20 protein-coding genes and 1 pseudogene are annotated in these 24,475 nt (G+C 72.5%); 10 read left to right on the forward strand and 11 right to left on the reverse strand.

What is annotated here, in order from left to right:
* Positions 1-42: 42 nt before the first annotated feature.
* Complete coding sequence (locus tag AC1VM9_RS14005; protein ID WP_481344713.1) at positions 43-1,821, forward strand: 3-hydroxyacyl-CoA dehydrogenase family protein; 1,779 nt, start codon at positions 43-45, stop codon at positions 1,819-1,821.
* Between the two features lie 16 nt (positions 1,822-1,837).
* Positions 1,838-2,146: a hypothetical protein gene (locus AC1VM9_RS14010; protein ID WP_481339337.1), complete on the forward strand. Its 309-nt coding sequence runs from the start codon at positions 1,838-1,840 to the stop codon at positions 2,144-2,146.
* A gap of 57 nt (positions 2,147-2,203) precedes the next feature.
* On the opposite strand, the gene AC1VM9_RS14015 is transcribed toward AC1VM9_RS14010, so the two are convergent.
* A complete protein-coding gene (locus AC1VM9_RS14015; RefSeq protein ID WP_483123047.1) occupies positions 2,204-2,776 on the reverse strand; it encodes a TetR/AcrR family transcriptional regulator in 573 nt (190 codons plus the stop codon).
* An 81-nt stretch (positions 2,777-2,857) separates the two neighbouring features.
* Between AC1VM9_RS14015 and AC1VM9_RS14020 the strand changes: the two genes are divergently transcribed.
* On the forward strand, positions 2,858-3,790 hold the full coding sequence (locus AC1VM9_RS14020; RefSeq protein ID WP_481344711.1) for an NAD(P)-dependent oxidoreductase: 933 nt from the start codon (positions 2,858-2,860) through the stop codon (positions 3,788-3,790).
* 13 nt (positions 3,791-3,803) lie between these two features.
* Here the strand turns inward: AC1VM9_RS14020 and AC1VM9_RS14025 are convergent, their stop codons facing one another.
* The 3 genes and pseudogenes from AC1VM9_RS14025 to AC1VM9_RS14035 all read right to left on the reverse strand — a co-directional run bounded on the left by AC1VM9_RS14025 (position 3,804) and on the right by AC1VM9_RS14035 (position 6,690).
* Positions 3,804-4,310 (reverse strand): DinB family protein, encoded by a 507-nt coding sequence (locus AC1VM9_RS14025; protein WP_481339343.1) that lies wholly within the window; start codon positions 4,308-4,310, stop codon positions 3,804-3,806.
* Between the two features lie 86 nt (positions 4,311-4,396).
* Positions 4,397-5,738, reverse strand: a pseudogene (gene ccrA, locus AC1VM9_RS14030) (crotonyl-CoA carboxylase/reductase).
* Positions 5,739-5,898: 160 nt separating this feature from the next.
* Positions 5,899-6,690 carry a polysaccharide deacetylase family protein gene (locus AC1VM9_RS14035; protein WP_483123048.1) on the reverse strand — a complete coding sequence of 264 codons (792 nt, stop codon included), beginning with the start codon at positions 6,688-6,690 and terminating at the stop codon, positions 5,899-5,901.
* A gap of 87 nt (positions 6,691-6,777) precedes the next feature.
* Between AC1VM9_RS14035 and AC1VM9_RS14040 the strand changes: the two genes are divergently transcribed.
* Positions 6,778-8,022: a glycoside hydrolase family 15 protein gene (locus AC1VM9_RS14040; protein WP_481339351.1), complete on the forward strand. Its 1,245-nt coding sequence runs from the start codon at positions 6,778-6,780 to the stop codon at positions 8,020-8,022.
* Positions 8,023-8,025: 3 nt separating this feature from the next.
* Here the strand turns inward: AC1VM9_RS14040 and mce are convergent, their stop codons facing one another.
* Complete coding sequence (mce, locus tag AC1VM9_RS14045; protein WP_481339355.1) at positions 8,026-8,463, reverse strand: methylmalonyl-CoA epimerase; 438 nt, start codon at positions 8,461-8,463, stop codon at positions 8,026-8,028.
* Between the two features lie 137 nt (positions 8,464-8,600).
* On the opposite strand from mce, the gene AC1VM9_RS14050 reads away from it, so the two are divergent.
* The 6 genes from AC1VM9_RS14050 (at position 8,601) to AC1VM9_RS14075 (ending at position 14,419) form a co-directional block, all read left to right on the forward strand.
* Positions 8,601-9,806, forward strand: coding sequence for an acetyl-CoA C-acetyltransferase (locus tag AC1VM9_RS14050; protein ID WP_483123050.1), 1,206 nt, complete (start codon positions 8,601-8,603; stop codon positions 9,804-9,806).
* Positions 9,807-9,842: 36 nt separating this feature from the next.
* Positions 9,843-10,811 carry a methylmalonyl Co-A mutase-associated GTPase MeaB gene (gene meaB, locus AC1VM9_RS14055; protein WP_483123051.1) on the forward strand — a complete coding sequence of 323 codons (969 nt, stop codon included), beginning with the start codon at positions 9,843-9,845 and terminating at the stop codon, positions 10,809-10,811.
* Positions 10,812-10,884: 73 nt separating this feature from the next.
* Complete coding sequence (locus tag AC1VM9_RS14060; RefSeq protein ID WP_483123052.1) at positions 10,885-11,889, forward strand: GNAT family N-acetyltransferase; 1,005 nt, start codon at positions 10,885-10,887, stop codon at positions 11,887-11,889.
* Positions 11,890-11,924: 35 nt separating this feature from the next.
* Positions 11,925-12,236 carry a thiamine-binding protein gene (locus AC1VM9_RS14065; protein WP_481339367.1) on the forward strand — a complete coding sequence of 104 codons (312 nt, stop codon included), beginning with the start codon at positions 11,925-11,927 and terminating at the stop codon, positions 12,234-12,236.
* A 231-nt stretch (positions 12,237-12,467) separates the two neighbouring features.
* A complete protein-coding gene (locus tag AC1VM9_RS14070; RefSeq protein ID WP_483123053.1) occupies positions 12,468-13,460 on the forward strand; it encodes a DUF8094 domain-containing protein in 993 nt (330 codons plus the stop codon).
* Positions 13,461-13,474: 14 nt separating this feature from the next.
* Positions 13,475-14,419, forward strand: a complete 945-nt coding sequence (locus tag AC1VM9_RS14075) for a co-chaperone YbbN (protein ID WP_481339373.1) — start codon at positions 13,475-13,477, stop codon at positions 14,417-14,419.
* A gap of 9 nt (positions 14,420-14,428) precedes the next feature.
* On the opposite strand, the gene AC1VM9_RS14080 is transcribed toward AC1VM9_RS14075, so the two are convergent.
* Genes AC1VM9_RS14080 through AC1VM9_RS14105 form a run of 6 tightly spaced genes read right to left on the reverse strand, consistent with a single transcriptional unit; the run spans position 14,429 to position 24,349 of the window.
* Positions 14,429-14,971 (reverse strand): hypothetical protein, encoded by a 543-nt coding sequence (locus AC1VM9_RS14080; RefSeq protein WP_481339376.1) that lies wholly within the window; start codon positions 14,969-14,971, stop codon positions 14,429-14,431.
* Positions 14,968-16,614, reverse strand: a complete 1,647-nt coding sequence (gene pgm / locus AC1VM9_RS14085; protein ID WP_483123054.1) for a phosphoglucomutase (alpha-D-glucose-1,6-bisphosphate-dependent) — start codon at positions 16,612-16,614, stop codon at positions 14,968-14,970. The genes AC1VM9_RS14080 and pgm overlap by 4 nt, the downstream gene beginning before the upstream one ends.
* Positions 16,611-18,929, reverse strand: a complete 2,319-nt coding sequence (gene glgB / locus AC1VM9_RS14090; RefSeq protein WP_483123055.1) for a 1,4-alpha-glucan branching protein GlgB — start codon at positions 18,927-18,929, stop codon at positions 16,611-16,613. Before glgB ends, pgm begins: the two co-directional genes overlap by 4 nt.
* Complete coding sequence (locus AC1VM9_RS14095; RefSeq protein WP_483123057.1) at positions 18,926-20,353, reverse strand: maltokinase N-terminal cap-like domain-containing protein; 1,428 nt, start codon at positions 20,351-20,353, stop codon at positions 18,926-18,928. The genes glgB and AC1VM9_RS14095 overlap by 4 nt, the downstream gene beginning before the upstream one ends.
* Positions 20,353-22,059: a maltose alpha-D-glucosyltransferase gene (gene treS, locus AC1VM9_RS14100; RefSeq protein WP_481339390.1), complete on the reverse strand. Its 1,707-nt coding sequence runs from the start codon at positions 22,057-22,059 to the stop codon at positions 20,353-20,355. The genes AC1VM9_RS14095 and treS overlap by 1 nt, the downstream gene beginning before the upstream one ends.
* 4 nt (positions 22,060-22,063) lie before the next feature.
* Entirely contained in the window at positions 22,064-24,349 is a 2,286-nt protein-coding gene (locus AC1VM9_RS14105; RefSeq protein WP_483123058.1) for an alpha-1,4-glucan--maltose-1-phosphate maltosyltransferase, read from the reverse strand.
* Positions 24,350-24,475 lie beyond the last annotated feature (126 nt).

The raw sequence follows: 24,475 nt of genomic DNA on the forward strand, positions 1-24,475 counted from the left end.
GGTGGGTGTGGGTGTCCGTGCGGCTCTGGGAGACTTCGACCCATGGCTCGTGAGTTCACCAAGGTGGGTGTCATCGGACTCGGCACCATGGGCGCTGGCATCGTCGAGGTCTTCGCCCGCAACGGCATCGACGTCGTCGCGGTCGAGGTCACCGACGAGGCGGTCGAGAAGGGCCGTGGCGTCCTGCAGCACTCGACCGACCGGGCCGTGGCGCGCGGCAAGCTCACGGAGGCCGAGCAGGCCGCCCTCGTCGGCCGGGTCCACTTCTCCGCCGACATGGCCGACCTCAAGGAGTGCCAGCTCGTCGTCGAGGCCGTGCCCGAGAAGCTCGAGCTGAAGAAGGAGATCTTCTCCCGCCTCGACACGATCGTCGCCGACGACGCCATCCTGGCGACGAACACCAGCTCGCTGCCGGTCACCGAGATCGCGGTGGCGACGATCAACCCCAAGCGCGTCGTCGGCATGCACTTCTTCAACCCGGCGCCGGTGCTCCAGTTCGTCGAGGTCATCAAGACCGTCATCACGAGCGACGAGACCTTCGCCGACGTCAAGGCGCTCGCCGAGCGGCTCGGCAAGAAGCCGGTCGTCGTCGGTGACAAGGCGGGCTTCATCGCCAACGCGCTGCTGTTCGGCTACCTCAACCACGCGGTGGCGATGTTCGAGAGCCGGTACGCCTCGCGCGAGGACATCGACGCCGCGATGAAGCTCGGCTGCGGCTACCCGATGGGCCCGCTCGCGCTCATGGACCTCATCGGCCTCGACACCGCCTACGAGATCCTCGACACGATGTACAAGCAGGGTCGCGACCGCCTCCACGCGCCGAGCCCGATCATCAAGCAGATGGTCACGGCCGGGCTCAGGGGCCGCAAGAGCGGGCGCGGGTTCTACACCTACGCCGAGCCGGGCAGCTCGCAGGTCGTCGACGACGCCCTGACGCCGGCGCCGGCCGAGACCTCCACGGCCGCGACGCGTCCGGTCCGCACGGTCGGCGTCGTCGGCTCGGGCACCATGGCCACCGGCATGGTCGAGGTCTTCGCCAAGGCGGGCCTGGACGTGACCTACGTCGCCCGGTCCGGGGCCAAGGTGGATGCCGTCCGCGCCGCGGTCGAGCGCAGCCTCGAGAAGGGCGTGCAGCGCGGGAAGCTCACCGAGGACGAGCGTGACGCCGCCCTCGGGCGCCTCCGGGGCACGACGCGGCTGGAGGACCTCGCCGACGTCGACCTCGTCGTCGAGGCCGTCGTCGAGGACCTCACCGTCAAGCGCGCCCTGTTCGAGAACCTCGACGAGATCTGCCGCCCCGGCGCGATCCTCGCCACGACGACGAGCTCGCTGCCCGTCGTCGAGTGCGCCGCCGCGACGACCCGCCCGCAGGACGTCGTCGGGATGCACTTCTTCAACCCGGCCCAGGTCATGCGGCTCGTCGAGGTCGTGCACACGGTGTCGACGGCCGACGACGTCGTGGCGACCGTGCAGCAGCTGTGCCGCAGCATCGGCAAGCACCCCGTCACCTGCGGCGACCGCGCCGGCTTCATCGTCAACGCGCTGCTGTTCCCCTACCTCAACGACGCCGTGAAGATGCTCGAGGCCAACTACTCGACCGCCGACGACATCGACACCGCGATGAAGACCGGCTGCGGGCTGCCGATGGGCCCGTTCGAGCTGCTCGACGTCGTCGGCCTCGACGTCTCGCTCGCCATCGAGCGCGAGCTCTACCTCGAGTTCCGCGAGCGCGGCTACGCCCCGGCGCCGCTGCTCGAGCACCTCGTCACGGCCGGCTACCTCGGCCGCAAGACGGGTCGCGGGTTCCGCACGTACGCCTGAGACCTACGCTGGGTCCATGCCCTCGCGCCGTCGCCCCAGCAAGCACACGCGCGAGCACGTGCCGCTCGACGTGACGCGCATCCAGGGCGGGTCGACGCGGGAGGAGTCCTACGCCGGTGGCCGGTGGACGGTGCGGTCGGTGAGCGGGGCGTCGGCGACGCGTCCGTACCTGTGCCCGGGGTGCCAGCAGGACATCCCGCCGGGGGTGCCCCACGTCGTCGCGTGGCCGGCCGACGGCGTCGGCGGGGTCGGTGACCGTCGCCACTGGCACACGGGCTGCTGGCAGCGTCGCGACGCGCGGCCCTCCGGGAACGCCTACCGCTGAGCATCTCGGCTCGACGGGCCGGCCCTCACCGTCGACCACCGGACGAGTCGAAGGGGCTCAGGCGTCGAGGACCGGGGCGAGCTCGCGGGCCACGACCCGCAGGGGAGCGGTGTCGCGCTGGGCGCGGGCCAGCAGGATCGCGCCCTCGAGCGCGCAGAGCATGAGGGTCGACAGGGCCTCGGCCCGACGCCGAGGGCGGCCCAGGTCGACGAGGGCGGCGGTCAGCGGGGCGGCCCAGGTCTGCAGGGCGGCCTCGGCGGAGCGGCGGACACCATCGTTGGTGTCTGCGCAGTCGACGACCGCCCCCGCCACCGGGCAGCCGCGTTCGAAGTCCCGGGCCGCGAGGTCGGCGACCCAGTCGTCGACGACGGCCCGGAACAGGCGGCTCGGCGTCGGGCGCCGCAGCCGCCCGACGTGGTACTCGACGCGGGTGGCGGCCCAGGCGCCGGACCACTGCAGCGCCTCCGCGAGGAGCTGGTCCTTGCCGCCGGGGAAGTAGTGCTGGAGCGAGCCTCGCGGCGCTCCGGCGTCGGCGACGACCTGGCGCAGCCCGGTGGCCGTCACCCCGGCTCGGCGCAGGTGCTGTGCCGCCTCGTAGACGATCCGCTCGCGTGGCGCCGGCTGGTGCATGGGTCCTCCTGAGAGACGGCATCGTGCGCCGCAACTATGACACGTGTCATGATGTCGGCACCCACTATGACAGGTGTCATAATGAACGAGCCGGGAGGCGCCATGCAGCGGATCGGGTTCATCGGACTGGGAATCATGGGCAGGCCCATGGCGACGAACCTCCTGCGCGCGGGCCTGCCGCTGGTGGTGTGGAACCGCTCGCCGCGCCCTGCAGCGGAGCTGGCCGCCCTCGGCGCCGTCGTGTGCGAGTCGCCGGCCGCGGTCTTCGCCAGGAGCGAGGTCGTGCTGCTCATGCTCGCGAACGAGGAGGCTGTCGACGAGGTGCTGCGGCGCGGCACCCCGGCGTTCGACGCCGCGGTCGCCGACCGCACCCTCGTGCACCTCGGCACCACCTCCCCGCAGTTCTCCGCGGCCCTCGCCCGGGACGTCGAGCGTGCCGGAGGACGGTACGTCGAGGCGCCCGTCTCGGGCTCTCGCGTGCCGGCCGAGCGTGGCGAGCTCGTCGGGCTCGTCGCCGGAAAGGACGACGCCGTCGAGCAGGTCGAGCCGCTCCTGCGCCACCTGTGCCGCGCGGTTCTGCGCTGCGGCCCGGTGCCGAAGGGCTTGGGCACCAAGCTCGCCGTCAACCTCTACCTGTGCACGATGGTGGCCGGGCTCGCGGAGGCCCACCACCTCGCGGCGGCGATGGGTCTCGAGCTCGCGGCGTTCCGCCGGGCGCTCGATCTCGGCCCCATGGCGAGCGACGTGTCGACCCTCAAGCTCGCCAAGCTCGCCGACCGGGACTTCGAGGCCCAGGCGGCGGTCCGTGACGTCCACACCAACACCCGGCTCGTCGCCGAGGCGGCTCGTGCGGTGGGTGCGGTGAGCCCGCTGCTCGACGTCACCCGCGAGCTCTTCCGCGAGACCGAGGAGTCGGGCGCGGGAGCGCTGGACATGGCAGCGGTCGTCACCGCGCTCGAGGCGAGGGACGGGATCGGCCCCGCCTGCGGCGCCTCTCGCCCGAAGGAGACCTGATCCCGGGGGTGCCTCAGCCCGGCGGCCGGCTCACGAGCACCTGCTCGCGCAGGATGTCCGCGTGCCCGCAGTGCTGCGCGAGCTCGCGCAGGACGTGGAGGTGGACCCACCGCAGCGGCAGCGGCCCGAGCCGGTAGCCCGTGAGGACGTCGTCGAGACCGAGGTGTGCCGTGGCGCGCGCCGACGCCTCGCACGCCTTCCGGTGGGCCTGCACGACCGAGGCCACCGAGTCGTCGTCGCTGAGCAGGAAGGAGTCCTCCGACCGCTCCGGGATGCCGATCTCGGCGCGGGTGCGTCCGGTCAGGGCGTGGTCGAACCACACCTTCTCGACGTACGTCGCGTGCTTGACGAGGCCGAGCAGCGTCGTGGCCGACGGCACGAGCGAGCGCCTCGCCTCCTGCTCGCTCAGGCCCGTGAGCGTCTCGCGCAGGGCCGTGCGGTGCTCGTCGAGGAACCGCTCGCTCTGCTCCCGGGCCGGCGCGTCGATGACCTCGCGGACGAACGTCGTGGGCAGCGTCATGGCCCGAGCCTGCCACGTGACGGCACGCGAGGGGGCCGGTCCACCCCTGCGGTGGACCGGCCCCCTCGTGCGGGGACCGATGCGGCTTACTGGTTGCGGAAGCGGTTGATGGCCTCCTCGAAGCCGGCGCGCTTGTCGGGGTTCGTGACGCCGAGCCCGGCCTGCGGGGCGAGCGTCAGGACACCGACCTTGCCCTGGTGGGCGTTCTGGTGCACGTCGAGGGCAGCCTGCCCCACCTCGTCGAGCGCGTACGTCTTGCTCAGCGTCGGGTGGATGAGCCCGCGGTTGACCAGCTCGTTGGCCTCCCACGCCTCGCGGTAGTTGGCGAAGTGCGAGGAGACGATGCGCTTGAGGTTCATCCACAGGTAGCGGTTGTCGTACTCGTGCATGTAGCCCGACGTCGAGGCGCACGTGACGATGGTGCCGCCCTTGCGAGCCACGTAGACGCTGGCGCCGAAGGTCTCGCGGCCCGGGTGCTCGAAGACGATGTCGACGTCGTAGCCGCCGGTCAGCTCGCGGATGCGCTTGCCGAGGCGCTGCCACTCCTTCGGGTTCTGCTCGGTTCCGTCCTCGTTCCAGAACCGGTAGCCCTCGGCCGAGCGGTCGATGATGAGCGCGGCGCCCATGGCGCGGCAGATCTGCGCCTTCTCCGGCGAGGACACGACGCAGATCGGGGTGGCGCCACCGGCGAGGGCCATCTGCGTGGCGTAGGAGCCGAGCCCGCCCGACGCGCCCCAGATGAGGACGCGGTCACCGAGCTTCATGGCAGCGCCGTGCTTGGAGATCAGCTGCCGGTAGGCGGTCGAGTTGACGAGCCCCGGTGAGGCGGCCTCCTCCCACGTCAGGTGGTCCGGCTTCGGCATGAGCTGGTTGGCCTTGACGACGGCGAGCTCGGCGAGGCCTCCGAAGTTCGTCTCGAAGCCCCAGATCCGCTGCTGCGGGTCCATCATCGTGTCGTCGTGGCCCTCGGCGTCCTCGAGCTCGACCGACAGGCAGTGGGCCACGACCTCGGTCCCGGGCTTCCACTTGGTGACGCCCGGGCCGACCCGCAGGACGACGCCGGCCAGGTCGGAGCCGACGACGTGGTAGGGCAGGTCGTGCCGCCGCGCGTACTCCGACGTCCGCCCGTAGCGCTCGAGGAAACCGAACGTCGAGACCGGCTCGAAGATCGAGGTCCACACCGTGTTGTAGTTGATGGCGCTGGCCATGACGGCGACGAGGGCCTCGCCGGGGGCGAAGCTCGGGGACCGGCACCTCGTCGATGTGCAGGGACTTGCGGGGGTCCTTGTCGCGGGTGGCGATCCCCTCGAACATGCCGACCTCGTCCTTGTGGACGGTCGCCCCCCGATAGGTCTGCGGGATCTCGAGGGCCGCGTAGGTCTCCCGGGTGCGGTCGCCGGAGAGGATGGCGTCGCGGATGGCCTGCATGTCAAAGGTCCTTACGTCGCAGCGTCATTGGTCACCTGGTTGCAGAAGGTCCTGCTCGCCGTCGCCGGCTCGTGACCCGACGGTAGCCACGGTGCCGGAAGGCGGCGTCCCGGGTGAGACGCCCACCACAGGTGACCTGGGTCACGGGTCGCGCGGCCACTCACGCCTCGGCCCCGCCGAGCAGCCTCGAGACGGTGACGAGCTCGTAGCCGTCCGCGCGCAGGCGTTCGACGATGCGGGGGAGCCGCTCGATGGTGATGAGGCGGTCGGACGAGCCGGTGTCGTGGGCCAGCACGATGCTCCCGGGCCGCACGAGGGACGCGAGGTCCTCGACGATGCCGTCGGGGTGGGCGGCGACGAGGTCCTCGCGGGCCTGCGCCGACCACAGCACGGTCGTCAGCCCGAGCTCGGCCGCCGCGAGCACGGCTGCGCCGCCGAGGTGGCCGTAGGGCGGCCGGAAGAGCGTCGGCGCGACGCCCCACGCCGCCTGCATCGCCTCGCTCGTGCGGCGGATCTCGTCCCGGCACCGGTCGTAGCCGAGCCGGGCGAGGTCCCGGTGCTCGTAGGTGTGGTTGGCCAGCTCGTGGCGGCCCACGCTCGACCGGTGGACGACCGCGTGGTCGCGCACGTTGCGCCCGAGGCAGAAGAACGTCGCGGGCGCGTCGGCGGCCTCGAGCGCGGCGAGCACCTTCGGGGTCCAGTCGGGGTGCGGTCCGTCGTCGAAGGTGAGGGCGACGCGTCGCGCGGTCGGGTCCCCGCTCCACACGACGCTGCCGGACGCGACCCCCGGGGCGCCGCGGTCCGGGCGGACGCCGCTCGCGGGGCTGCCGTAGAACGGCAGGGGCGTGTTCTCGGCCAGCCGGTCGGTGACGGTCCGGGCCGACACCGCCCCCACCGCGCCGACCGCCACGCCGGCCCCGCCGGTGATCGCCCGCCGCCGCGAGATGTCCATGGCCGGATGCTACGGCGGCCGGATGCGAACCCGGCGTGGCGCCGTCGCGGCTCTGGCACACTGACGCCGCCACGAGAGGGGGCGGTGATGCGGCGGGTCGCGACGACGGCTGCGGCGGCGACGGCGGCCGCGGTGCTCTCGCTCGGCCTCGTGCTGCCCCAGGTCGTCCACCCGGAACCGCTGCCGACGCTGCGCAACGGGGCCGACTGGCGGGACCGGCCGCCCTTCGTCCCGGCCTCGCTGGGCAGCCGCCTCCTGCGCCCCGTGGAGGACGCCGCCTGGCTGGCGCGGGGCGGGGCGCCGCTCGAGCCGAGCCGGCGCCGTCTCGTCGCCGGTGCGCTCGCCGACCTGCACGGGCTGACCCGCGACACCGGGGCCGTGGCCGCCGGGCCCGACGCGCCGTGGGCCTACGCCTGGCCCCGCGACAGCGCCTTCGTCGCGGCGGCGTACGCCGTGTCCGGGCACGAGGACGACGCATGGCGGGTGTGGCGCTTCCTCGCCCGTGCCCAGCGCCGGGACGGAGGCTTCGAGGCGCGCTACCGGCTCGACGGCTCGGGACCGCCCGACGACCGACCGCCCCAGACCGACGGTGCCGGCTGGGTCCTCTGGGGCCTCGACGCCACCCGTACCGGCACGGGCGTCCGCGTGCTGCCGGCCGACCTGCGAGCCCTGCGGGACCGAGCCGTGCGCTTCGCCCTCGACCAGACAGCCGACGGCCACCGCCTGCCCGCGCCCACGCCCGACTACTGGGAGGTGCCCGAGGGGCGTGTCACCCTCGGTACCGCCGCGCCGCTGGCTGCAGGTCTCGAGGCCGCGGCCAGGAGCCTTGCTGCAGAAGGCAGCTCGACGGCTGCGGCCCGGTGCTCAGCGGCCGCCGCGCGGCTCCGTGCGCTCGTGCGCTCGACGTTCGGCCCGACCTACGAGCGGCACGGCTCCTCCGGCGGTCTCGACGCCGCCGTGGCGATGCTCATGCCGCCGTTCGCCACGCTCGACGACGCCGCCGCCGTGCGCGCCTGGGAGCGCTACCCGGTCCTCGCGCTGCGCGAGGCCGGCGGGCTGGCGCCGGGTGCGGGGTGGAAGTCCGACGGGGTGTCGTGGACGCCGGAGACCGCGCTCGTCGCGTACACGGCAGCCGCGTCCGGACGCGTCGAGCTGGCCGAGCGCTGGCTGGGCTGGCTGGAGGGCCACTGCACCGCATGGGGCAGCCTGCCGGAGAAGGTGCTCCCCGACGGGCGGCCGGCGGGGCCGGCACCGCTGGCCTGGACCGCCGCGCTCGTCGTCCTCACCGAGCACGAGCTCGAGAGCCGGCAGGCCGTCCTCCCCGCCGGCTGAGCGTCAGTGCGCGCCCGCGGGCTCGACGAGCTCGACGAGCACGCCGCCGGCATCCTTGGGGTGGATGAAGTTCACCCTGCTGTCGCTCGTGCCGCGCCTCGGGGCGTCGTAGAGCAGACGCAGCCCGCGCTCGCGCAGCGTCGTGCAGACGGCGTCGATGTCGCTGACGCGGTAGGCCAGCTGCTGGATGCCCGGGCCGCTGCGGTCGAGGAACCTCGCGATCGTCGACTCCGGCGACAGCGGCGCCAGCAGCTGGATGCAGGACCCGGAGTCGCCGACGCCCATCATCGCCTCGCGGACGCCCTGCTCCTCGTTCGTCTCCTCGTGGAGCATCGTCATGCCGTACGTGTCGCGGTAGAACGCGATGGCGGCGTCGAGGTCGGGCACCGCGATGCCGACGTGGTCGATGTGCGTGAACAGGGGACCGGTCAACGTGCTCATGGCGACCAACGTAGGACCTGGTCCCACGGGGCAGAAGCGGCGGCCCGTGTGCGCTTGGTCATGCCCGGCGGGGGTGCCCGGATGCCGAGACTAGAGTGATGAGGACATCCCCCGATGACGTTGGAGAGGCTCTTCCCATGACTTCTGACCGTCCCACCTCGGTGATCGTCGCCGGAGCCCGGACCCCGATGGGCCGGCTGCTCGGGTCGCTCAAGGACTTCTCCGGGGCCGACCTCGGCGGCATCGCGATCAAGGGCGCGCTGGAGAAGTCGGGCGTCGCGCCCGAGCAGGTCGAGTACGTCATCATGGGCCAGGTGCTCCAGGCCGGTGCCGGCCAGATCCCGGCCCGCCAGGCCGCGCACGCCGCGGGCATCCCGCTGACCGTGCCGGCCCTGACGATCAACAAGGTCTGCCTCTCGGGCATCAACGCCATCGCCATGGCCGACCAGCTGATCCGGGCGGGAGAGTTCGACATCGTCGTGGCCGGCGGCCAGGAGTCGATGACGAACGCCCCGCACCTCATGACGAAGTCGCGCGAGGGCTACAAGTACGGCGACGTGACGGTGCGTGACCACATGGCCCACGACGGCCTGTGGGACGCCTTCACCGACCAGGCGATGGGAGCCCTGACCGAGCAGGCCAACACCGGCGCCCAGGCCTTCACGCGGGAGGAGCAGGACGAGTTCTCGGCGCGCAGCCACCAGCTGGCAGCCAAGGCCTGGAAGGACGGCGTCTTCGACGACGAGGTCGTCGCCGTGTCGATCCCGCAGCGCAAGGGCGACCCGGTCGAGTTCAAGAACGACGAGGGCATCCGGGCCGACACCACGGCGGCCTCGCTGTCCGGCCTGCGCCCGGCGTTCGCCAAGGACGGCACCATCACGGCGGGCTCGGCGTCGCAGATCTCCGACGGCGCCGCGGCGGTCGTCGTCATGAGCCGCACGAAGGCCGAGGAGCTCGGCCTGTCGTGGGTCGCGGAGATCGGCGCCCACGGCGTCGTCGCCGGCCCGGACTCGACGCTCCAGCAGCAGCCGGCCCGCGCCATCGCCAAGGCCTGCGAGAAGGAGGGCATCACGCCCGCCGACCTCGACCTCGTCGAGATCAACGAGGCGTTCGCCGCCGTCGGTCTGGCCTCGGCCAAGGAGCTCGGCATCGACGTCGAGAAGGTCAACGTCAACGGCGGCGCCATCGCGCTCGGCCACCCCATCGGCATGTCCGGGGCCCGCATCGCCCTGCACCTCGCGCTCGAGCTCCGGCGCCGCGGCGGCGGGGTCGGCGCGGCCGCGCTGTGCGGTGGTGGCGGGCAGGGCGACGCCCTCATCGTCCGCGTGCCGAAGACCGCCTGACGCGTCCGCGTCGCGACGAGCCGAGCCGCGCCGCCAGTGAGTTCCCGCCGCACCGTCGACGTCCCCGCCCTGGTCGAGTCGGCCCGGGCGGGGTCCCCGCGCGCCGTCGCGCGCCTCATCTCGCTCGTCGAGGACCGCCACGAGGCGCTGCGCGAGGTGATGGCCGCGCTCGCGCCGCGCTCCGGCAGCGCCTGGGTGATCGGCCTCACCGGTTCGCCCGGCGTCGGGAAGTCGACGACGACGACGGCGCTCGTCGGGGCGTTCCGCGAACGCGGCCTACGGGTCGGTGTCCTCGCCGTCGACCCGAGCTCGCCGTTCTCCGGGGGCGCCCTGCTCGGCGACCGCGTTCGGATGCAGGACCACGCCCTCGACCCGGAGGTCTACATCCGCTCGATGGCCTCGCGCGGCCACCTCGGCGGCCTGTCGTGGGCGACGCCCCAGGCCATCCGCGTGCTCGACGCCGCCGGCTGCGACGTCGTGCTCGTCGAGACGGTCGGGGTCGGCCAGTCGGAGGTCGAGATCGCCGGCCTGGCCGACACGTCGGTCGTGCTCCTCGCACCGGGCATGGGCGACGGCATCCAGGCCGCGAAGGCCGGCATCCTCGAGATCGGCGACGTCTTCGTCGTCAACAAGGCCGACCGCGAGGGCGCCGACGCGACCGTTCGCGACCTGCGCCACATGATCTCCCTCGGCGACCGGACGGAGCCCGGGCTGTGGCGACCCCCCGTCGTCAAGACCGTCGCCGCGCAGGGGACCGGCGTGGACGAGGTCATGGAGGCGCTCGACAAGCACCGCGCCTTCGTCGAGGAGAACGGGAAGCTCGCGCGTCGTCGCGAGCGACGCGCGGCCGACGAGGTCCAGGCGATCGCCCTCGCCGACCTCCGTTCGCGCTTCGCCCAGCTCGGTGGGCGGGCGGACCTCGCCTCGCTGGCACAGGAGGTCGTGGCCGGGCGGCTCGACCCCTACGCGGCGGCGGACCGGCTCGTCGCCCACCTCGACGACTGAGGCCGGTCTCCGCGGTCTTCCCGCCGCGGTAATTGCGTTGTGGGCGCCCGCCCCACGGTGTCACCGTCGAGGCATGGACATCATCCCGCTCGACCGCGACGACGACGTCGTGGTCAAGGAGCTGTACGGCATCGCCTCCCGCGTCGATGCCGTGTCGCGCGTGCACCCCGTGCGGCGCACGCCCGAGGAGTTCGCCAAGTGGCTGCGCTTCGACTTCCCGGGCGAGCGCACGGAGGGCGCGGTGGCCGTCGTCGGCGGGTCGCCCGTCGGGTGGTCGCAGCTGTACTTCCCCGAGCGCGAGAACCTCGACAAGTGCTGGGCCGAGCTGCGCGTCGACCCCGAGCACCGTCGCGCCGGTCACGGCGGTGCGCTGCTCGCGTGGAGCGAGGAGCGGGCGCGCGCCGGTGACCGCGCCATGCTCCTGGCCGAGGTGTTCGTGCCCGAGGGCCGTGACGACCACCCCGACCGCGCCTTCGCCGAGAAGCGGGGCTACCACGTCGCGAGCACCGAGATCGTCCGGTGCCTGCCGCTGCCCGTCGATGCCGAGGTCATGGACCGCGAGCGCGACCGTGCCGCCACAGCCATGGGCGAGGCGTACGAGGTGCGCGTCTACACCGGCGGCGTGCCGCAGGAGCTGCGCCAGGGCGTGTGCGACGCGTCGAACCGGCTCATCCTCGACGCGCCCACCGGCGACGTCGACTTCGAGCCGGAGTCGCAGACGGTCGAGGACTACCAGACGATGCTCGAGCACCACGCCAGTGTCGGCGACACCCTCCTGACCGCCGTCGCCCTTCACCGCGACACCGGTGCCGTCGCCGCCTACACCGACCTCAACGTGCCGCCGTCGGATCCGGACGTCGTCCACCAGTGGGGCACGCTCGTGCTCCCGGAGCACCGCGGCCACCGGCTGGGCACGGCGGTCAAGGTCGCCAACCTCGACCTGCTGGCCGAGCAGTTCCCGCGGCGCACGCGCGTGCAGACGATGAACGACGAGCAGAACCCGTGGATGGTCCGGATCAACGTCGACCTCGGCTTCCGCATCACCGAGAAGGCCCACTCGATGCGCAAGGACCTCTGAGCGCAGGCCGTGACGCGGCGGCATACGGTGGGCGCATGCTGATCGCCTTCTCCGTCGCACCCACCGTCGCCGCCGACGACACCGGCTCGGTGAGCGACGCCGTCGCCTCGGCCGTCCGCGTCGTCCGCGAGTCCGGGCTGCCGCACCGCACCGACGCGATGTTCACGACGGTCGAGGGGGAGTGGGACGAGTGCATGGCCGTCGTCAAGCGCTGCTGCGACGTCATCGCCGAGGTCTCGCCGCGCGTCGGGCTCGTCCTCAAGGCCGACATCCGGCCCGGGTTCACCGGTGAGCTCGACGGCAAGCTCGAACGGCTCGAGGAAGCCATCGACCGCCAGGACGGCTGACCCACGGGCAGCTCCCGGCCGGTAGTGCCGACCGGGGTGCCCCGAGTGTCCGGCTATGTCCGCGGGCGCGTCGGACTCGATTTGTGGTGACGCGCCGACTCGTGCGTAACTTGACGGTGGCCGCGCCCGTGTCGGCCGTCCGACGTCCCGTGGCTGCCCGAGCGGCGCCCGGGGCCTCGGCGGCCCGTGTCGGTCACCGTCCGGTCCTCCCGAGTCCCGAAAGGTCTCTCCATGCCACGCCCCGCGACCCGTCGCCGCGTCCTGGCCGCCGCCCTCGCCTCCGTCGCGATGCTGTCCGCGTGCACCGGAAACGCCGACGACGGCAGCGACGGGACCGGTGCCTCCGAGACCCCCGCGGTCTCGGTCGACACCGCCGGGTCGACCGTGTCGAGCGCCGTGTCGGCCGTCGCCACCTCGATGCTCGACGGCTCTCCCGCGGGTGCGGCCGCGCGCGAGAAGGCGTGGACCGGCGCCGCCCTCGAGTCGGCGAACGCCTTCGCCAAGACCCTCGGCGGCCGGACCGCGGCAGAGAAGGCCGAGGCCGAGCTGTCGACGACGGGGGCCAAGGTGCTCGGCGTCTCCCGGCAGGGCGACAAGCCGGTCCAGATCCTGGCCCAGACGACGCTGAAGAAGACCGGTGCGGCGGTGCTCGTCCTCCTCGTCGCCGACAGCCGGAGCGGGCCGTTCAAGGCCGCGGCGGTCACCCCGATGCTGCCCGACGCCAAGCTGGACGCGCTCGACCCGACGACCGACGGCTCGGCGGCCGTCGCCGCCGGCAAGGGCCTGGTCGCCGCGCCCGACGACGTCGTCGCCGCCTTCGCCTCCTCGGTGCAGTTCCCGGACCCGGTGGCCTCCAAGCTGCTCGCCGACGACCCGCTGACCGAGCAGCTGCGCCAGTCGGCCCGGGCCCAGGCCCAGGCGCTGAACAACCAGGGCTCCTTCACCCAGAAGCACGAGCCCAAGGGGGTCATCGGCGGGCTGCGCCTCAAGGACGGCCAGGGCGCGATCGTGTTCGCCCACCTCGTGCGCCACGACGCCATCGCGATGCGCACGCCGATGAAGCTCAAGCCGGCCAAGGACCTCACCCTCCTGACCGGCATCAAGCAGATCACCACCGAGGCCGACCTGACCTCGAACGAGATCATCGCCTTCGTCATCCCCGCCTCCGGCCAGGCCCGCGTCGTGGCCTCCTCGGACCAGCTCGTCGACGGCACGGGCCGGTGAGGCAGGATTGATCCATGAGCCAGCAGCCATTCACCGCAGCAGCACTGCGCGGTGCCGTCGACCTCTCGTCGCTCAAGCGTCCGGCCCCGCCGGCTGGCCCCGGCTCCGCCGCGGCCGCCACCTCGACGGACGCTGCCGGCGTCGTCGTCGAGGGCACTGACGCGGCGGTCCGCGACATCGTCGGGGCGAGCGCCCGCTTCCCCGTCGTCATGGTCCTGTGGTCGCCCCGGCTGCAGGAGTCGGCCGACTTCGTCGCGACGTTCGCGGCGGTGGCCCGGCGCTACGCCGGGCGTTTCCAGCTCGTCACCGTCGACGTCGACGCCAACCCCGGCATCCTGCAGGCCTTCCAGGTGCAGGCCGTCCCGGTGAGCTTCGCGTTCGTCCAGGGCCAGCCCGTGCCGCTCTTCGAGGGTGTGCAGCCCGAGGCCCAGGTCACCGCCGTCGTGGACCAGGTGCTCGCCCTCGCGGCGCAGCACGGCGTCACCGGCACGGTGCCGGGCGCCGGAGAGGCCCCGGTCGAGGAGGACGCCGTCGAGGAGCAACCGCTGCCGCCCCTGCACCAGAAGGCGTTCGACGCCATCGAGGCCGACGACCTTGACACTGCGGCCGAGGCCTACCGCGAGGCGCTGGCGCAGAGCCCCGCCGACACCGACGCCAAGATCGGCCTCGCCCAGGTCGGCCTGCTCCAGCGCACCCGGGGTGCCGACCTGCAGGAGGCGCGCGCCGCCGCGGCCGCGGCCCCGACCGACGTCGACGCCCAGATCCTCGTTGCCGACCTCGACGTCCTCGGCGGCCACGTCGAGGACGCGTTCGCGCGCCTCGTCGACACGGTGCGGGTCACGGCCGACGCCGACCGCAACCGGGTCCGCGAGCACCTCGTCGAGCTCTTCGAGCTCGTCGGCACCTCCGACGAGCGCGTCGCGCGGGCCCGCAAGGCCCTGATGAGCGCCCTGTTCTGAGTCGGCTGCTCAGTCCGTCGGAGCGGTCCGGACGAGCGACTCACCGAGCCGCTCGACCACCTCGGCCGACGTGCCGGCCAGGGCCTCGGCGTCCCCGGTCTCGGGCGGCGTCGTGACCCAGAGGCCCCAGCCCGGCGTGGCGGGGTCGATGCCGGCGCCGACGACCACGAGGTGCACCGGCTCCGGCGCAGCCAGGTCGAGGTAGTCCTCGAGGAGGTCGCCCTCCACACGGTCGGCCACGACGACGTCGTAGCCCTCGATGAGGTAGGTCTCGGCGACCGCGAGCCCGGCCGACCACCGGAGCAGCCGGCGGCGCACGTGGGCGAGGTCGCCACCCGCCGGGACCGGTTCGGCCCAGGCCCCGCCGACGAGCATGGCGTCGAGCACCCGGCCCTCGACGACGACGGCCCCGCCGAGCCGTTCCCCGACAGCACGGGCCAGGCGACCGAGGCCTGACGCGTCCGCCCCGGTCACGAGGACGAGGCGACCGTGAACCTCACCGGCGCCGTCCCCGCCCGCGGGGCCGGCACCGGGCGATCCGGCATCGGTCATCCGCCGAGCGCCGCCGACACGACGTCGCGGGCCTCGGCCTGCACCTGGGCGAGGTGCTCTGCGCCCTTGAAGGACTCGGCGTAGATCTTGTAGACGTCCTCGGTGCCGGACGGGCGGGCGGCGAACCACGCGCTCTCGGTGGTCACCTTGAGCCCGCCGATCTTCGCGTCGTTGCCCGGCGCCGAGGTGAGCTTGCCGGTGATCGACTCTCCCGCAAGGGACTGCGCGGTGACGTCGTCGGGCGACAGCGCCGCCAGCTTGGCCTTCTGCTCCCGGTCGGCCGGGGCGTCGATGCGGGCGTAGGCCGGCGAACCGAAGCGCTCGGTCAGGTCGGCGTAGTGCTGGCTCGGCGTGCGGCCCGTGACGGCGAGGATCTCCGAGGCCAGCAGGGCCAGGAGGATGCCGTCCTTGTCGGTGGACCACACGCTGCCGTCGGTGCGCAGGAAGCTCGCGCCGGCCGACTCCTCCCCGCCGAACCCCACGGAGCCGTCGAGCAGGCCCGGCACGAACCACTTGAAGCCGACCGGCACCTCGAGCAGGGTGCGGCCGAGCTCGCCGGCCACGCGGTCGATCATCGAGGAGGACACGAGCGTCTTGCCGATGGCGGTGCCCTCGCCCCAGCCCGGCCGCGCGCCGCCGTAGAGGTAGCGGATCGCCACGGCGAGGTAGTGGTTGGGGTTCATCAGCCCGGCGTCCGGGGTGACGATGCCGTGGCGGTCGGCGTCGGCGTCGTTGCCCGTCGAGATGTCGTAGTCGTCCTTGGCGCCGATGAGCGAGGCCATCGCCGAGGGCGAGCTGCAGTCCATGCGGATCTTGCCGTCCCAGTCGAGCGTCATGAACGCCCACTGCGGGTCGACGCGCGGGTTGACGACGGTGAGGTCGAGGCCGTGCCGCTCGGCGATCTCGCCCCAGTAGGCCACCGACGCGCCACCGAGCGGGTCGGCGCCGATGCGGACGCCGGCCTCTCGGATGCGGTCGAGGTCGAGCACCGACGGGAGGTCGTCGACGTACGTGCCGAGGAAGTCGTAGGCGCCGGCGTCGGCACGGGCCTTCTCGAACGACACGCGCTTCACGCCGGACAGGCCCCCGCGGATGAGGTCGTTGGCACGCCGTGCGATGACCGAGGTGGCGTCGGTGTCGGCCGGTCCGCCGTGCGGAGGGTTGTACTTGAAGCCGCCGTCGGCGGGCGGGTTGTGCGACGGCGTGACGACGATGCCGTCGGCGAGACCGCTTGCGCCCGAAGCCTTTCCCCGGTTGGCCCTGAGGATCGCGTGGGAGACGGCGGGGGTGGGGGTGTAGCCGTCACGGTCGTCGACGAGCACCGTCACCCCGTTGGCGACGAGCACCTCGAGTGCCGAGCGCCACGCCGGCTCGGACAGGCCGTGGGTGTCGCGGCCGATGAAGAGCGGGCCGTCGAAACCCTGCGAGGAGCGGTAGTCGACGATGGCCTGCGTCGTGGCGAGGATGTGGTCCTCGTTGAAGGCGGTGCGCAGGCTGGAGCCGCGATGGCCGGACGTGCCGAACGCGACCTGCTGGTCGGGGTCGTCGACGTCGGGGTGGCCGTCGTAGTACGCGGCGACGAGCGCCTCGACGTCGACGAGGTCCTCGGGGCGGGCCGGCTGGCCCGCGCGCGGGTGGTTCATGAGGGGTCTCCGTTCGTCGTCGGGCGGTCGGCGTCCGGCTGGCCGCCGGCCGGAAGGGACTGGGCGGACGCCTCGCCCGCGCCACCGGTCGCAGCGGCCCCGACGGCCGGTTCCTGCACCGGCACGAGCCACACGGTGGAGAACCGGGGCACCGTGATCGCCGCCGAGAAGGGCTGGGAGTTCCACGGCTCGGCCGCGGCCTCGATGACCATGCCGGCGCTGCTCGGGGCGTCGGGGTGGTAGCCGGCGGTGTCGAGGACGACCTCCCAGCGCCCGCCGCGCGGCAGTCCGAGGCGGTAGTACGGCTGCGTCTCGCCGCTGAAGTTCATGACGCACGCGATCGCGGGCGCGTCGGTGGCGCGGTCACCACGGCCGAACCGCAGCCACGAGAACGTGTTGTGGTCGGCGTCGTCGGCCTCGAGCCACTCGAACCCGGACGGGTCGTTGTCGAGCTCCCAGAGGGCGCGGTGGTGCCGGTAGATGCCGTTGAGGTCCTTGACGAGGTTGTGCACGCGGTAGTGCAGCGGCTGCTCGAGCAGCCACCAGTCGAGGCTGCGGCCCTCCGACCACTCCGACTCCTGGCCGAACTCGCAGCCCATGAAGAGCAGCTGCTTGCCCGGGTGGCACCAGAGGTAGGCGAGGAAGGCACGCAGCGTCGCCACCTGCTCCTCGCGGGTGCCGCGCGACTTGCGCAGCAGCGAGCCCTTGCCGTGCACGACCTCGTCGTGGCTGATCGGCAGGACGAAGTTCTCGTCGAAGGCGTACATGAGGGAGAACGTCAGCTTGCCGTGCTCGTACTTGCGGTAGATCGGGTCCTGACCGAGGTACTTGAGCGAGTCGTTCATCCAGCCCATGTTCCACTTGAAGCCGAAACCGAGGCCGCCCTGGTCGGTCGCGCGGGTCACCCCCGGCCACGTCGTCGACTCCTCGGCGACGGTGACGATGCCGCCCTCGCGCTTGTACGCCGTGGCGTTGGTCTCCTTGAGCAGCTCGACGGCCTCGAGGTTCTCGCGGCCGCCGTCCTTGTTCGGCACCCACTGGCCCTCGCCGCGGGCGTAGTCGAGGTAGAGCATCGAGGCGACGCCGTCGACGCGCACACCGTCGGCGTGGAACTCCTCGAGCCAGTACAGGGCGTTGGCGACGAGGAAGTTGCGCACCTCGGGCCGGCCGTAGTCGAAGATGTTCGAGCCCCACTCCGGGTGCCAGCCGCGACGCGGGTCGGGGTGCTCGTAGAGCGGCAGACCGTCGAAGCGGGCCAGCGCCCACTCGTCGGTGGCGAAGTGCCCGGGAACCCAGTCGAGGATGACGCCGATGCCGGCCTTGTGCAGCTCGTCGACGAGGTGGCGGAACTCGTCGGGCGTGCCCCACCGCGAGCTGGGGGCGTAGTAGCCGGTGACGTGGTAGCCCCACGAGGGCACGTAGGGGTGCTCCATGACGGGCAGGAACTCGACGTGGGTGAACCCGAGGTCGCGCACGTAGTTGACGAGGTGCTCGGCCAGGCCGCGGTAGCCCAGCCCCTGGCGCCACGAGCCGAGGTGCACCTCGTAGACGCTCATCGGACCCTCGTGCGCGTTGCGGTGCCGCCGCTGCTCCATCCACTCGCCGTCGCCCCAGCTGTAGTGCGACTCGGTGACGATGGCCGCCTGCTTCGGCGCCACCTCGGTCATCCGGGCCATGGGGTCGCTCTTGAGCCGGACGAGCTCGTCGGGTCCCCGGACGGCGAACTGGTAGTTCATGCCCTCCTGGGCGCCGGGGATGAACAGCTCCCAGATGCCGCTCTGGCCCAGCGCGCGCATCGGGTGGGTGCGACGGTCCCAGCCGTTGAAGTCACCGATGACGTGGACCGCCTTGGCCCGCGGGGCCCACAGCGCGAACGACACGCCCCAGACCTCGCCGAGCGGGCCGGAGTACCGGCGCACGTGCGCGCCGAGGACCTTCCACAGCTGCTCGTGTCGCCCCTCTCCGACGAGGTGCCGGTCGACCTCGCCGAGGGTCGGGGCGAACCGGTACGGGTCGTCCTGCTCGTGCTCGACGCCGTCGCCGTACTCGACGAGCAGGCGGTAGTCGTGGGTCGTGCCGAAGTCGGGCGAGGTCATCGACCAGATGCCGTCGCGGACGTGCTGCAGCTCGACGTGGTCACCGGAGTCGAGCCGGGCGCGGACCCGGGTGGCGAAGGGGCGGAACGCCGTGATGGTGAGGCCCCCGGGCCCCATGTGGTGGCCCAGGAGGTCGTGCGGCTGGCCGTTGCGGGCCTGGAGGAACGCATCGATCGCCTGGTGGTCGAGGGTCGGGGTGCCGGTCGGGTGGTCGGTCACGAAGTGGCCTCCTCGCTGGTGAGCCGCTCGACGGCGTCGAGCGGGATGGGCAGCCACGAGGGGCGGTTGCGCGCCTCGTAGACCACCTCGTAGAGAGCCTTGTCGAGCTCGAGGGCCCGGACGAGCGTCGTGGCGTCGGGGCTCGGCTCGCCCGCCACCGACGCGTACCCCTCGAGGAAGGCGCTGCGACAGGCGGCCGCCCACGCCGTGGCGTCGACGGGGGCCTCGGCCAGCGCCACCGAGCCGGCGGCGTAGTCGAACGAGCGCAGCATGCCGGCGACGTCACGCTGGGTGAGGTCGGGCGCGACGCGCTCGGAGAGGGGGCGCAGCGGCTCGCCCTCGAAGTCGAGGGCCACCCAGCCGCGCTCGGGGACGTCGAGCACCTGCCCGAGGTGGTAGTCGCCGTGGATGCGTTGGAGCGCAGGCCACTCCACGTCGCGCACCGACTCGGCCACCCGCTCGACGGCATCGGCGCGGGTCGAGAGGTCGGGCACGAGGGACGCCGCCGCGGCGTAGCGTTGCCGCATGGAGGCGACGAGCGCGGCGCGTGCCTCGGGCGTCGCCTCGGTCGTGCCGAGCGCGTGCGCGAGCGCGGCGTGGATCTGCGCGGTGACCACCCCGAGCTCGCGGGCCCGCGCCGTGAAGTCGGTGCCGGCCGCGGCGGCCACGAGGGCGACGCGCCACGCGTCCTCGACGCCGGGGATGAACTCCTGGGCGAAGGCGAGGTGGCCGTGCTCGACGCCGTCGCCCGCCGGAGCGTCCCACGCTCCGTGCAGGTTGCCGAACGCGCGGGGCACCCGGTCCGAGCCCTCCCGGGTCAGCGCGGACTGGACGACGACGTCGGGGTTGTCGCCGTCCTGGACCGTGCGGAACACCTTGACGATGAGGGGCTCGGCCGGCCCACCTCCGTCGGCGGTCATCCGGCAGATGATCGACGTGTTCGACTGCTCGCCGGTGAGGACCTTGGACGACTCGACGCTGCCGGCGACGTGCCCGGTCGCCGACCCGGTGGCTCGGGCGTTGCTGCCGACCGACGCCTGCGCGTCGTCGGACACGTCCGCGCGGAGGATGGTGCGCACGAGCTCGGACACGTACACCGGGTCGTGCGGGCCGTCGTACACCCACCGGGTGCCGAGCACGCTGTGCTCCATCGTGCCGAGGAGGGCGTGCTCGGCGCCCTCCAACGGCGCACCGCGGTAGGTGAGCGGAACCTGGTAGACGACGGGCGGCGAGGCGGCGTCGTCGGACAGCAGGAGCGTCTCCACGCCGACCGCGCCCGCCGGGTCCTCGAAGCGGAAGCCGCCGACCCGGCGCAGCTGCGGCACGTGGCCCTTGCCGTGGTACCAGCGCTGGCGCGGCATCCACGCGGTGACCATCTCGGTCTTGGTCGGGGCGATCGTGGCCCCCTTGTGGACGACGGCCATCAGCGGTAGTCCTCCTGTCCGCGCAGCTGGAGCCAGAAGAAGTCGCGCGAGCCGAGGGTCAGCGTCACGCGTCCGTCGGCCGCCACCCAGGGGAACCCGCTGCCGCCGAAGAGGTCGACGAGCGCCCGCCCCGAGAGCTGCTCGGGCAGCTGGATCGTCGCGGCCTGCGGGCGGCTGCTCAGGTTGTTGACGCAGAGGATGGCCTCGGCCGGGTCGTCGCCCTCGGCGTCCATCGAGCGGGTGAAGGCGAGGATGTGGTCGTTGTCGGCCGGGACGACGGTGAAGTCGCCGAGGCCGAAGACGGGGTGGCGGCTGCGCACCTGCAGCATCCCGCGCACCCAGTGCAGCAGCGAGGACGACGAGGCCATCTGCGCCTCGACGTTGACGTTGTTGTAGTGGTACACGAGGCTGCTGATGACCGGCAGGTAGAGCTTGCCGGGGTCGACCGTCGAGAACCCGGCGTTGCGGTCCGGCGTCCACTGCATCGGCGTGCGGACGGCGTCCCGGTCGTTGAGCCAGATGTTGTCGCCCATGCCGATCTCGTCGCCGTAGTAGAGGCACGGCGATCCCGGCAGCGAGAGCACGAGGGCGTGGATGAGCTCGATCTCGGGGCGGCTGTTGTCGAGCAGCGGCGCGAGGCGGCGCCGGATGCCGATGTTGGCGCGCATCCGTGGGTCGGGCGCGTACCAGCCGTACATCGCCGCGCGCTCCTCGGGCGTCACCATCTCGAGCGTCAGCTCGTCGTGGTTGCGCAGGAAGGTGCCCCACTGGGTGCCCGAGGGGATCGCCGGGGTGTCGGCGAGGACGTCGATGATCGGCTGGGCCTTCTCCTCGCGCAGCGAGTAGTAGAGCCGCGGCATGACGGGGAAGTGGAAGCACATCTGGCACTCGGGCGCCTCGTCGGTGCCGAAGTAGTCGACGACCTCGGCCGGCGGCTGGTTGGCCTCGGCGAGGAGGATGCGCCCGGGGTACTCGGTGTCGACCATCGCGCGCAGCCGGGCCAGGAACTCGTGCGTCCGCGGCAGGTTCTCGCAGTTCGTGCCCTCCTCCTCGTAGAGGTAGGGAACGGCGTCGAGCCGGAAGCCGTCGATGCCGAGGTCCATCCAGAAGCGGACGACGTCGAACATCGCCTCCTGGACGGCCTCGTTCTCGAAGTTGAGGTCCGGCTGGTGGCTGAAGAAGCGGTGCCAGAAGAACTGCCGGCGCACCGGGTCGAAGGTCCAGTTCGACACCTCGGTGTCGACGAAGATGATGCGGGCGTCGTCGTAGCCCTCGTCGGTGTCGGACCAGACGTAGAAGTCGCCGTAGGGCCCGTCCGGCTCGGCCCGGCTCGCCTGGAACCACGGGTGCTGGTCGCTCGTGTGGTTCATGACGAGGTCGGTGACGATGCGGATGCCGCGGGCGTGCGCCTGGGACACGAGCTCGGTGAACTCCGGCAGGGTGCCGAACTCGGGCAGCACCGCCTTGTAGTCGGAGATGTCGTAGCCGCCGTCGCGCAGGGGGGAGGCGTAGAACGGCGGCAGCCACAGGCAGTCCACGCCGAGCCACTGGAGGTAGTCGAGCCGGCCGATGAGGCCGGTGAAGTCGCCCGCGCCGACGCCCTTGCTGTCGGCGAAGGCGCGCACGAGCACCTCGTAGAAGACCGCTTTGCGAAACCACTGGGGGTCGTGCTTCAGCCCCGGCTGGGAGAGGTTGAGTCCCTGCATGCGGTCAATGGCTCCTCACGCTGATGATGTGGACGGGTTCGGAGTCGGGGCCGAGGCGGACCCAGTTGTCCTGCCGCCACTGCCACGTCTGGTTGGTGATGTGGTCGTGCGCGTCGAAGGTCGACCACGTCGCCATACCCATCGCCTCGAGGTCGAGGTGCACCCACGTCTCACGGGTGGCGTGCGGGTCGAGGTTGGCGACCACGAGGACGGTGTCGCGCTCGCCGGTCGCGCGGTCGACCCGGGTCTTGCTGAAGACGAGGACGTTGTCGTCCTCGGCCGAGTGGAAGTGCAGGTTGCGCAGCCAGCGCAGCGCGGGGTGCCAGCCGCGGATCTCGTTGAGACGCTTGAGGTACCACGCGAGGGACCGGTCCTCGAGCGGGCCGCCGGGCTCGTAGAGGTACCACTGGCGGTCCTTGTACTCGTACTTCTCGTTGTCGATCTGCTCCTCGGCGCCGGGCCGGGCGACGTGCTCCATCAGCTCGTACCCGGCGTAGATGCCGTACGTCGGCACCATCGTCGCGGCGAGCGCCGCCCGCAGCTTCCATGCCGTGGGCCCGCCGTACTGCATGTACGGCGTGAGGATGTCGTGCGTCGTGGGCCAGAAGGACGGGCGCATGTACGCGGCGCCCGTGGCGTCGGAGGCCAGCTCGCGGCCGTACTCCTCGAGCTTCCACCGCTGGTTGCGCCACGCGTAGTACGTGTAGCTCTGCTGGAAGCCGGCCTTGGCCAGCTCGTGCATCATGGCCGGCTTCGTGAACGCCTCGGAGAGCCAGATCGTCTCGGGGTACCGCTCGGCGACGTCGGCGATGAGCCACTGCCAGAACCGGACCGGCTTGGTGTGCGGGTTGTCGACGCGGAAGATCCGCACGCCGTGGTCGAGCCAGACCTGGATGACGCGCCGCACCTCGGCGTACGCCGAGGCGGGGTCGTTGTCGAAGTTCAGGGGGTAGATGTCCTGGTACTTCTTCGGCGGGTTCTCGGCGTAGGCGATGGTGCCGTCGGCCCGCGTCGTGAACAGCTCGGGGTGGGTCTGCACCCACGGGTGGTCCGGCGAGGCCTGCAGCGCGATGTCGAGCGCCACCTCGAGGCCGACGCGGCGGGCCTCGGCGACGAAGGCGTCGAAGTCCTCGAAGGTGCCGAGGTCGGGATGGATGGCGTCGTGGCCGCCGTCGGGCGAGCCGATGGCATAAGGGGATCCGGGGTCGCCGGGTTCGGCGGCGAGGCTGTTGTTGCGGCCCTTGCGCGCCGTCGTGCCGATGGGGTGGATGGGGGTCAGGTACACGACGTCGAAGCCCATGTCGGCGATCGCGGGCAGCCGCTCGGCGGCCGTGCGGAACGTGCCCGACACCCACTCACCGGTCTCCGGGTCGCGGCGTGCCCCCTCCGAGCGGGGGAAGATCTCGTACCACGCGCCGAAGAGCGCGAGCTCGCGTTCGACGTGGAGGTGGTAGGTCGGCGAGGGGGAGACGAGCTCGCGCAGCGGCATGATCGCCGCCAGTCCCCGGATCTCCGGGGACGTGGCCGCGCCGAAGCGGTGGGCCGCGGGGCGGCGGGTGTCGGCGAGGGCGAGTGCGCCCCGGTCGATGTCCGACGCGTCGACGCCCTGGCCGCGGACCGCCTCGGCGAAGCGCTCGAGCACCTGGACGCCCTCGGCGCACATGAGGTCCTCGTCGACGCCGGCGGCGATCTTGATGCCGGCGTCGTGGACCCACGTCGCGTACGGGTCGGACCACCCCTCGACGCGGTAGGTCCACCAGCCCTCGCGGCCGGCCACGACGGTCGCGGACCACTCGGACGTGCCGGGGTTGTCGCAGTGCATCGCGAAGTAGTGGTCGTGACCGTCGGGGTCGGTGAGCACGGCGGTGGCGTTGACGGCGTCGTGGCCCTCGCGGAACACCTTCGCGCGCACGACGAACTCCTCGCCGACCACCGACTTGGCCGGGCGGGTGCCGCCGTCGACGAGGGGACGCACGTCGCTGACCGGGATGCGGCCGATGGGCAGGGCCTGCCCGGGATAGCCCTCGACGGTCGGGGCCTCGCTCGCCGGGTGCTCGGGCGCCAGGTGGGAGGCGCCCGCTGCGGTCTCGTCGACGAAGGCCGCGTCCGCCGAGGGGTGGGAGTCGTCGGGCGCAGGTGCCGGGGCGGCGGCCGCCGCCTGGGGAGGGGTCGCCGGGGCGTCGCGGGACACGGTGGTCACGGACGTCGGGTCGGGGCGGCTCGCGGGCGAGACCTGCGAGCGCGGTCGTGCGGGCCTGCTGGAACGGGACTTCTTCGCTGAGCCACTCACGGGATCGACCGTATCGAAGTTGGCGCAATCCCGACACGGGCGCTGCGCGGGCGTGGCGCACCGGCCCTGCTCCCGTCCACTGGGTGAAACCCCGCTGCAAGCGTTGCAAGAAGACGTCAGTGCGAC

It is taken from the genome of Monashia sp. HAY1-11D (genome assembly GCF_056868035.1).

What these genes read in the sequence shown, in the direction of transcription:
- AC1VM9_RS14005 (WP_481344713.1), top strand. Translation starts at nt 43, where the DNA reads ATGGCTCGTGAGTTCACCAAGGTGGGTGTCATCGGACTCGGCACCATG.
- AC1VM9_RS14010 (WP_481339337.1), top strand. Translation starts at nt 1,838, where the DNA reads ATGCCCTCGCGCCGTCGCCCCAGCAAGCACACGCGCGAGCACGTGCCG.
- AC1VM9_RS14015 (WP_483123047.1), bottom strand. Translation starts at nt 2,776, where the DNA reads ATGCACCAGCCGGCGCCACGCGAGCGGATCGTCTACGAGGCGGCACAG.
- AC1VM9_RS14020 (WP_481344711.1), top strand. Translation starts at nt 2,858, where the DNA reads ATGAACGAGCCGGGAGGCGCCATGCAGCGGATCGGGTTCATCGGACTG.
- AC1VM9_RS14025 (WP_481339343.1), bottom strand. Translation starts at nt 4,310, where the DNA reads ATGACGCTGCCCACGACGTTCGTCCGCGAGGTCATCGACGCGCCGGCC.
- AC1VM9_RS14035 (WP_483123048.1), bottom strand. Translation starts at nt 6,690, where the DNA reads ATGGACATCTCGCGGCGGCGGGCGATCACCGGCGGGGCCGGCGTGGCG.
- AC1VM9_RS14040 (WP_481339351.1), top strand. Translation starts at nt 6,778, where the DNA reads ATGCGGCGGGTCGCGACGACGGCTGCGGCGGCGACGGCGGCCGCGGTG.
- mce (WP_481339355.1), bottom strand. Translation starts at nt 8,463, where the DNA reads ATGAGCACGTTGACCGGTCCCCTGTTCACGCACATCGACCACGTCGGC.
- AC1VM9_RS14050 (WP_483123050.1), top strand. Translation starts at nt 8,601, where the DNA reads ATGACTTCTGACCGTCCCACCTCGGTGATCGTCGCCGGAGCCCGGACC.
- AC1VM9_RS14060 (WP_483123052.1), top strand. Translation starts at nt 10,885, where the DNA reads ATGGACATCATCCCGCTCGACCGCGACGACGACGTCGTGGTCAAGGAG.
- AC1VM9_RS14065 (WP_481339367.1), top strand. Translation starts at nt 11,925, where the DNA reads ATGCTGATCGCCTTCTCCGTCGCACCCACCGTCGCCGCCGACGACACC.
- AC1VM9_RS14070 (WP_483123053.1), top strand. Translation starts at nt 12,468, where the DNA reads ATGCCACGCCCCGCGACCCGTCGCCGCGTCCTGGCCGCCGCCCTCGCC.
- AC1VM9_RS14075 (WP_481339373.1), top strand. Translation starts at nt 13,475, where the DNA reads ATGAGCCAGCAGCCATTCACCGCAGCAGCACTGCGCGGTGCCGTCGAC.
- AC1VM9_RS14080 (WP_481339376.1), bottom strand. Translation starts at nt 14,971, where the DNA reads ATGACCGATGCCGGATCGCCCGGTGCCGGCCCCGCGGGCGGGGACGGC.
- pgm (WP_483123054.1), bottom strand. Translation starts at nt 16,614, where the DNA reads ATGAACCACCCGCGCGCGGGCCAGCCGGCCCGCCCCGAGGACCTCGTC.
- AC1VM9_RS14095 (WP_483123057.1), bottom strand. Translation starts at nt 20,353, where the DNA reads ATGGCCGTCGTCCACAAGGGGGCCACGATCGCCCCGACCAAGACCGAG.
- treS (WP_481339390.1), bottom strand. Translation starts at nt 22,059, where the DNA reads ATGCAGGGACTCAACCTCTCCCAGCCGGGGCTGAAGCACGACCCCCAG.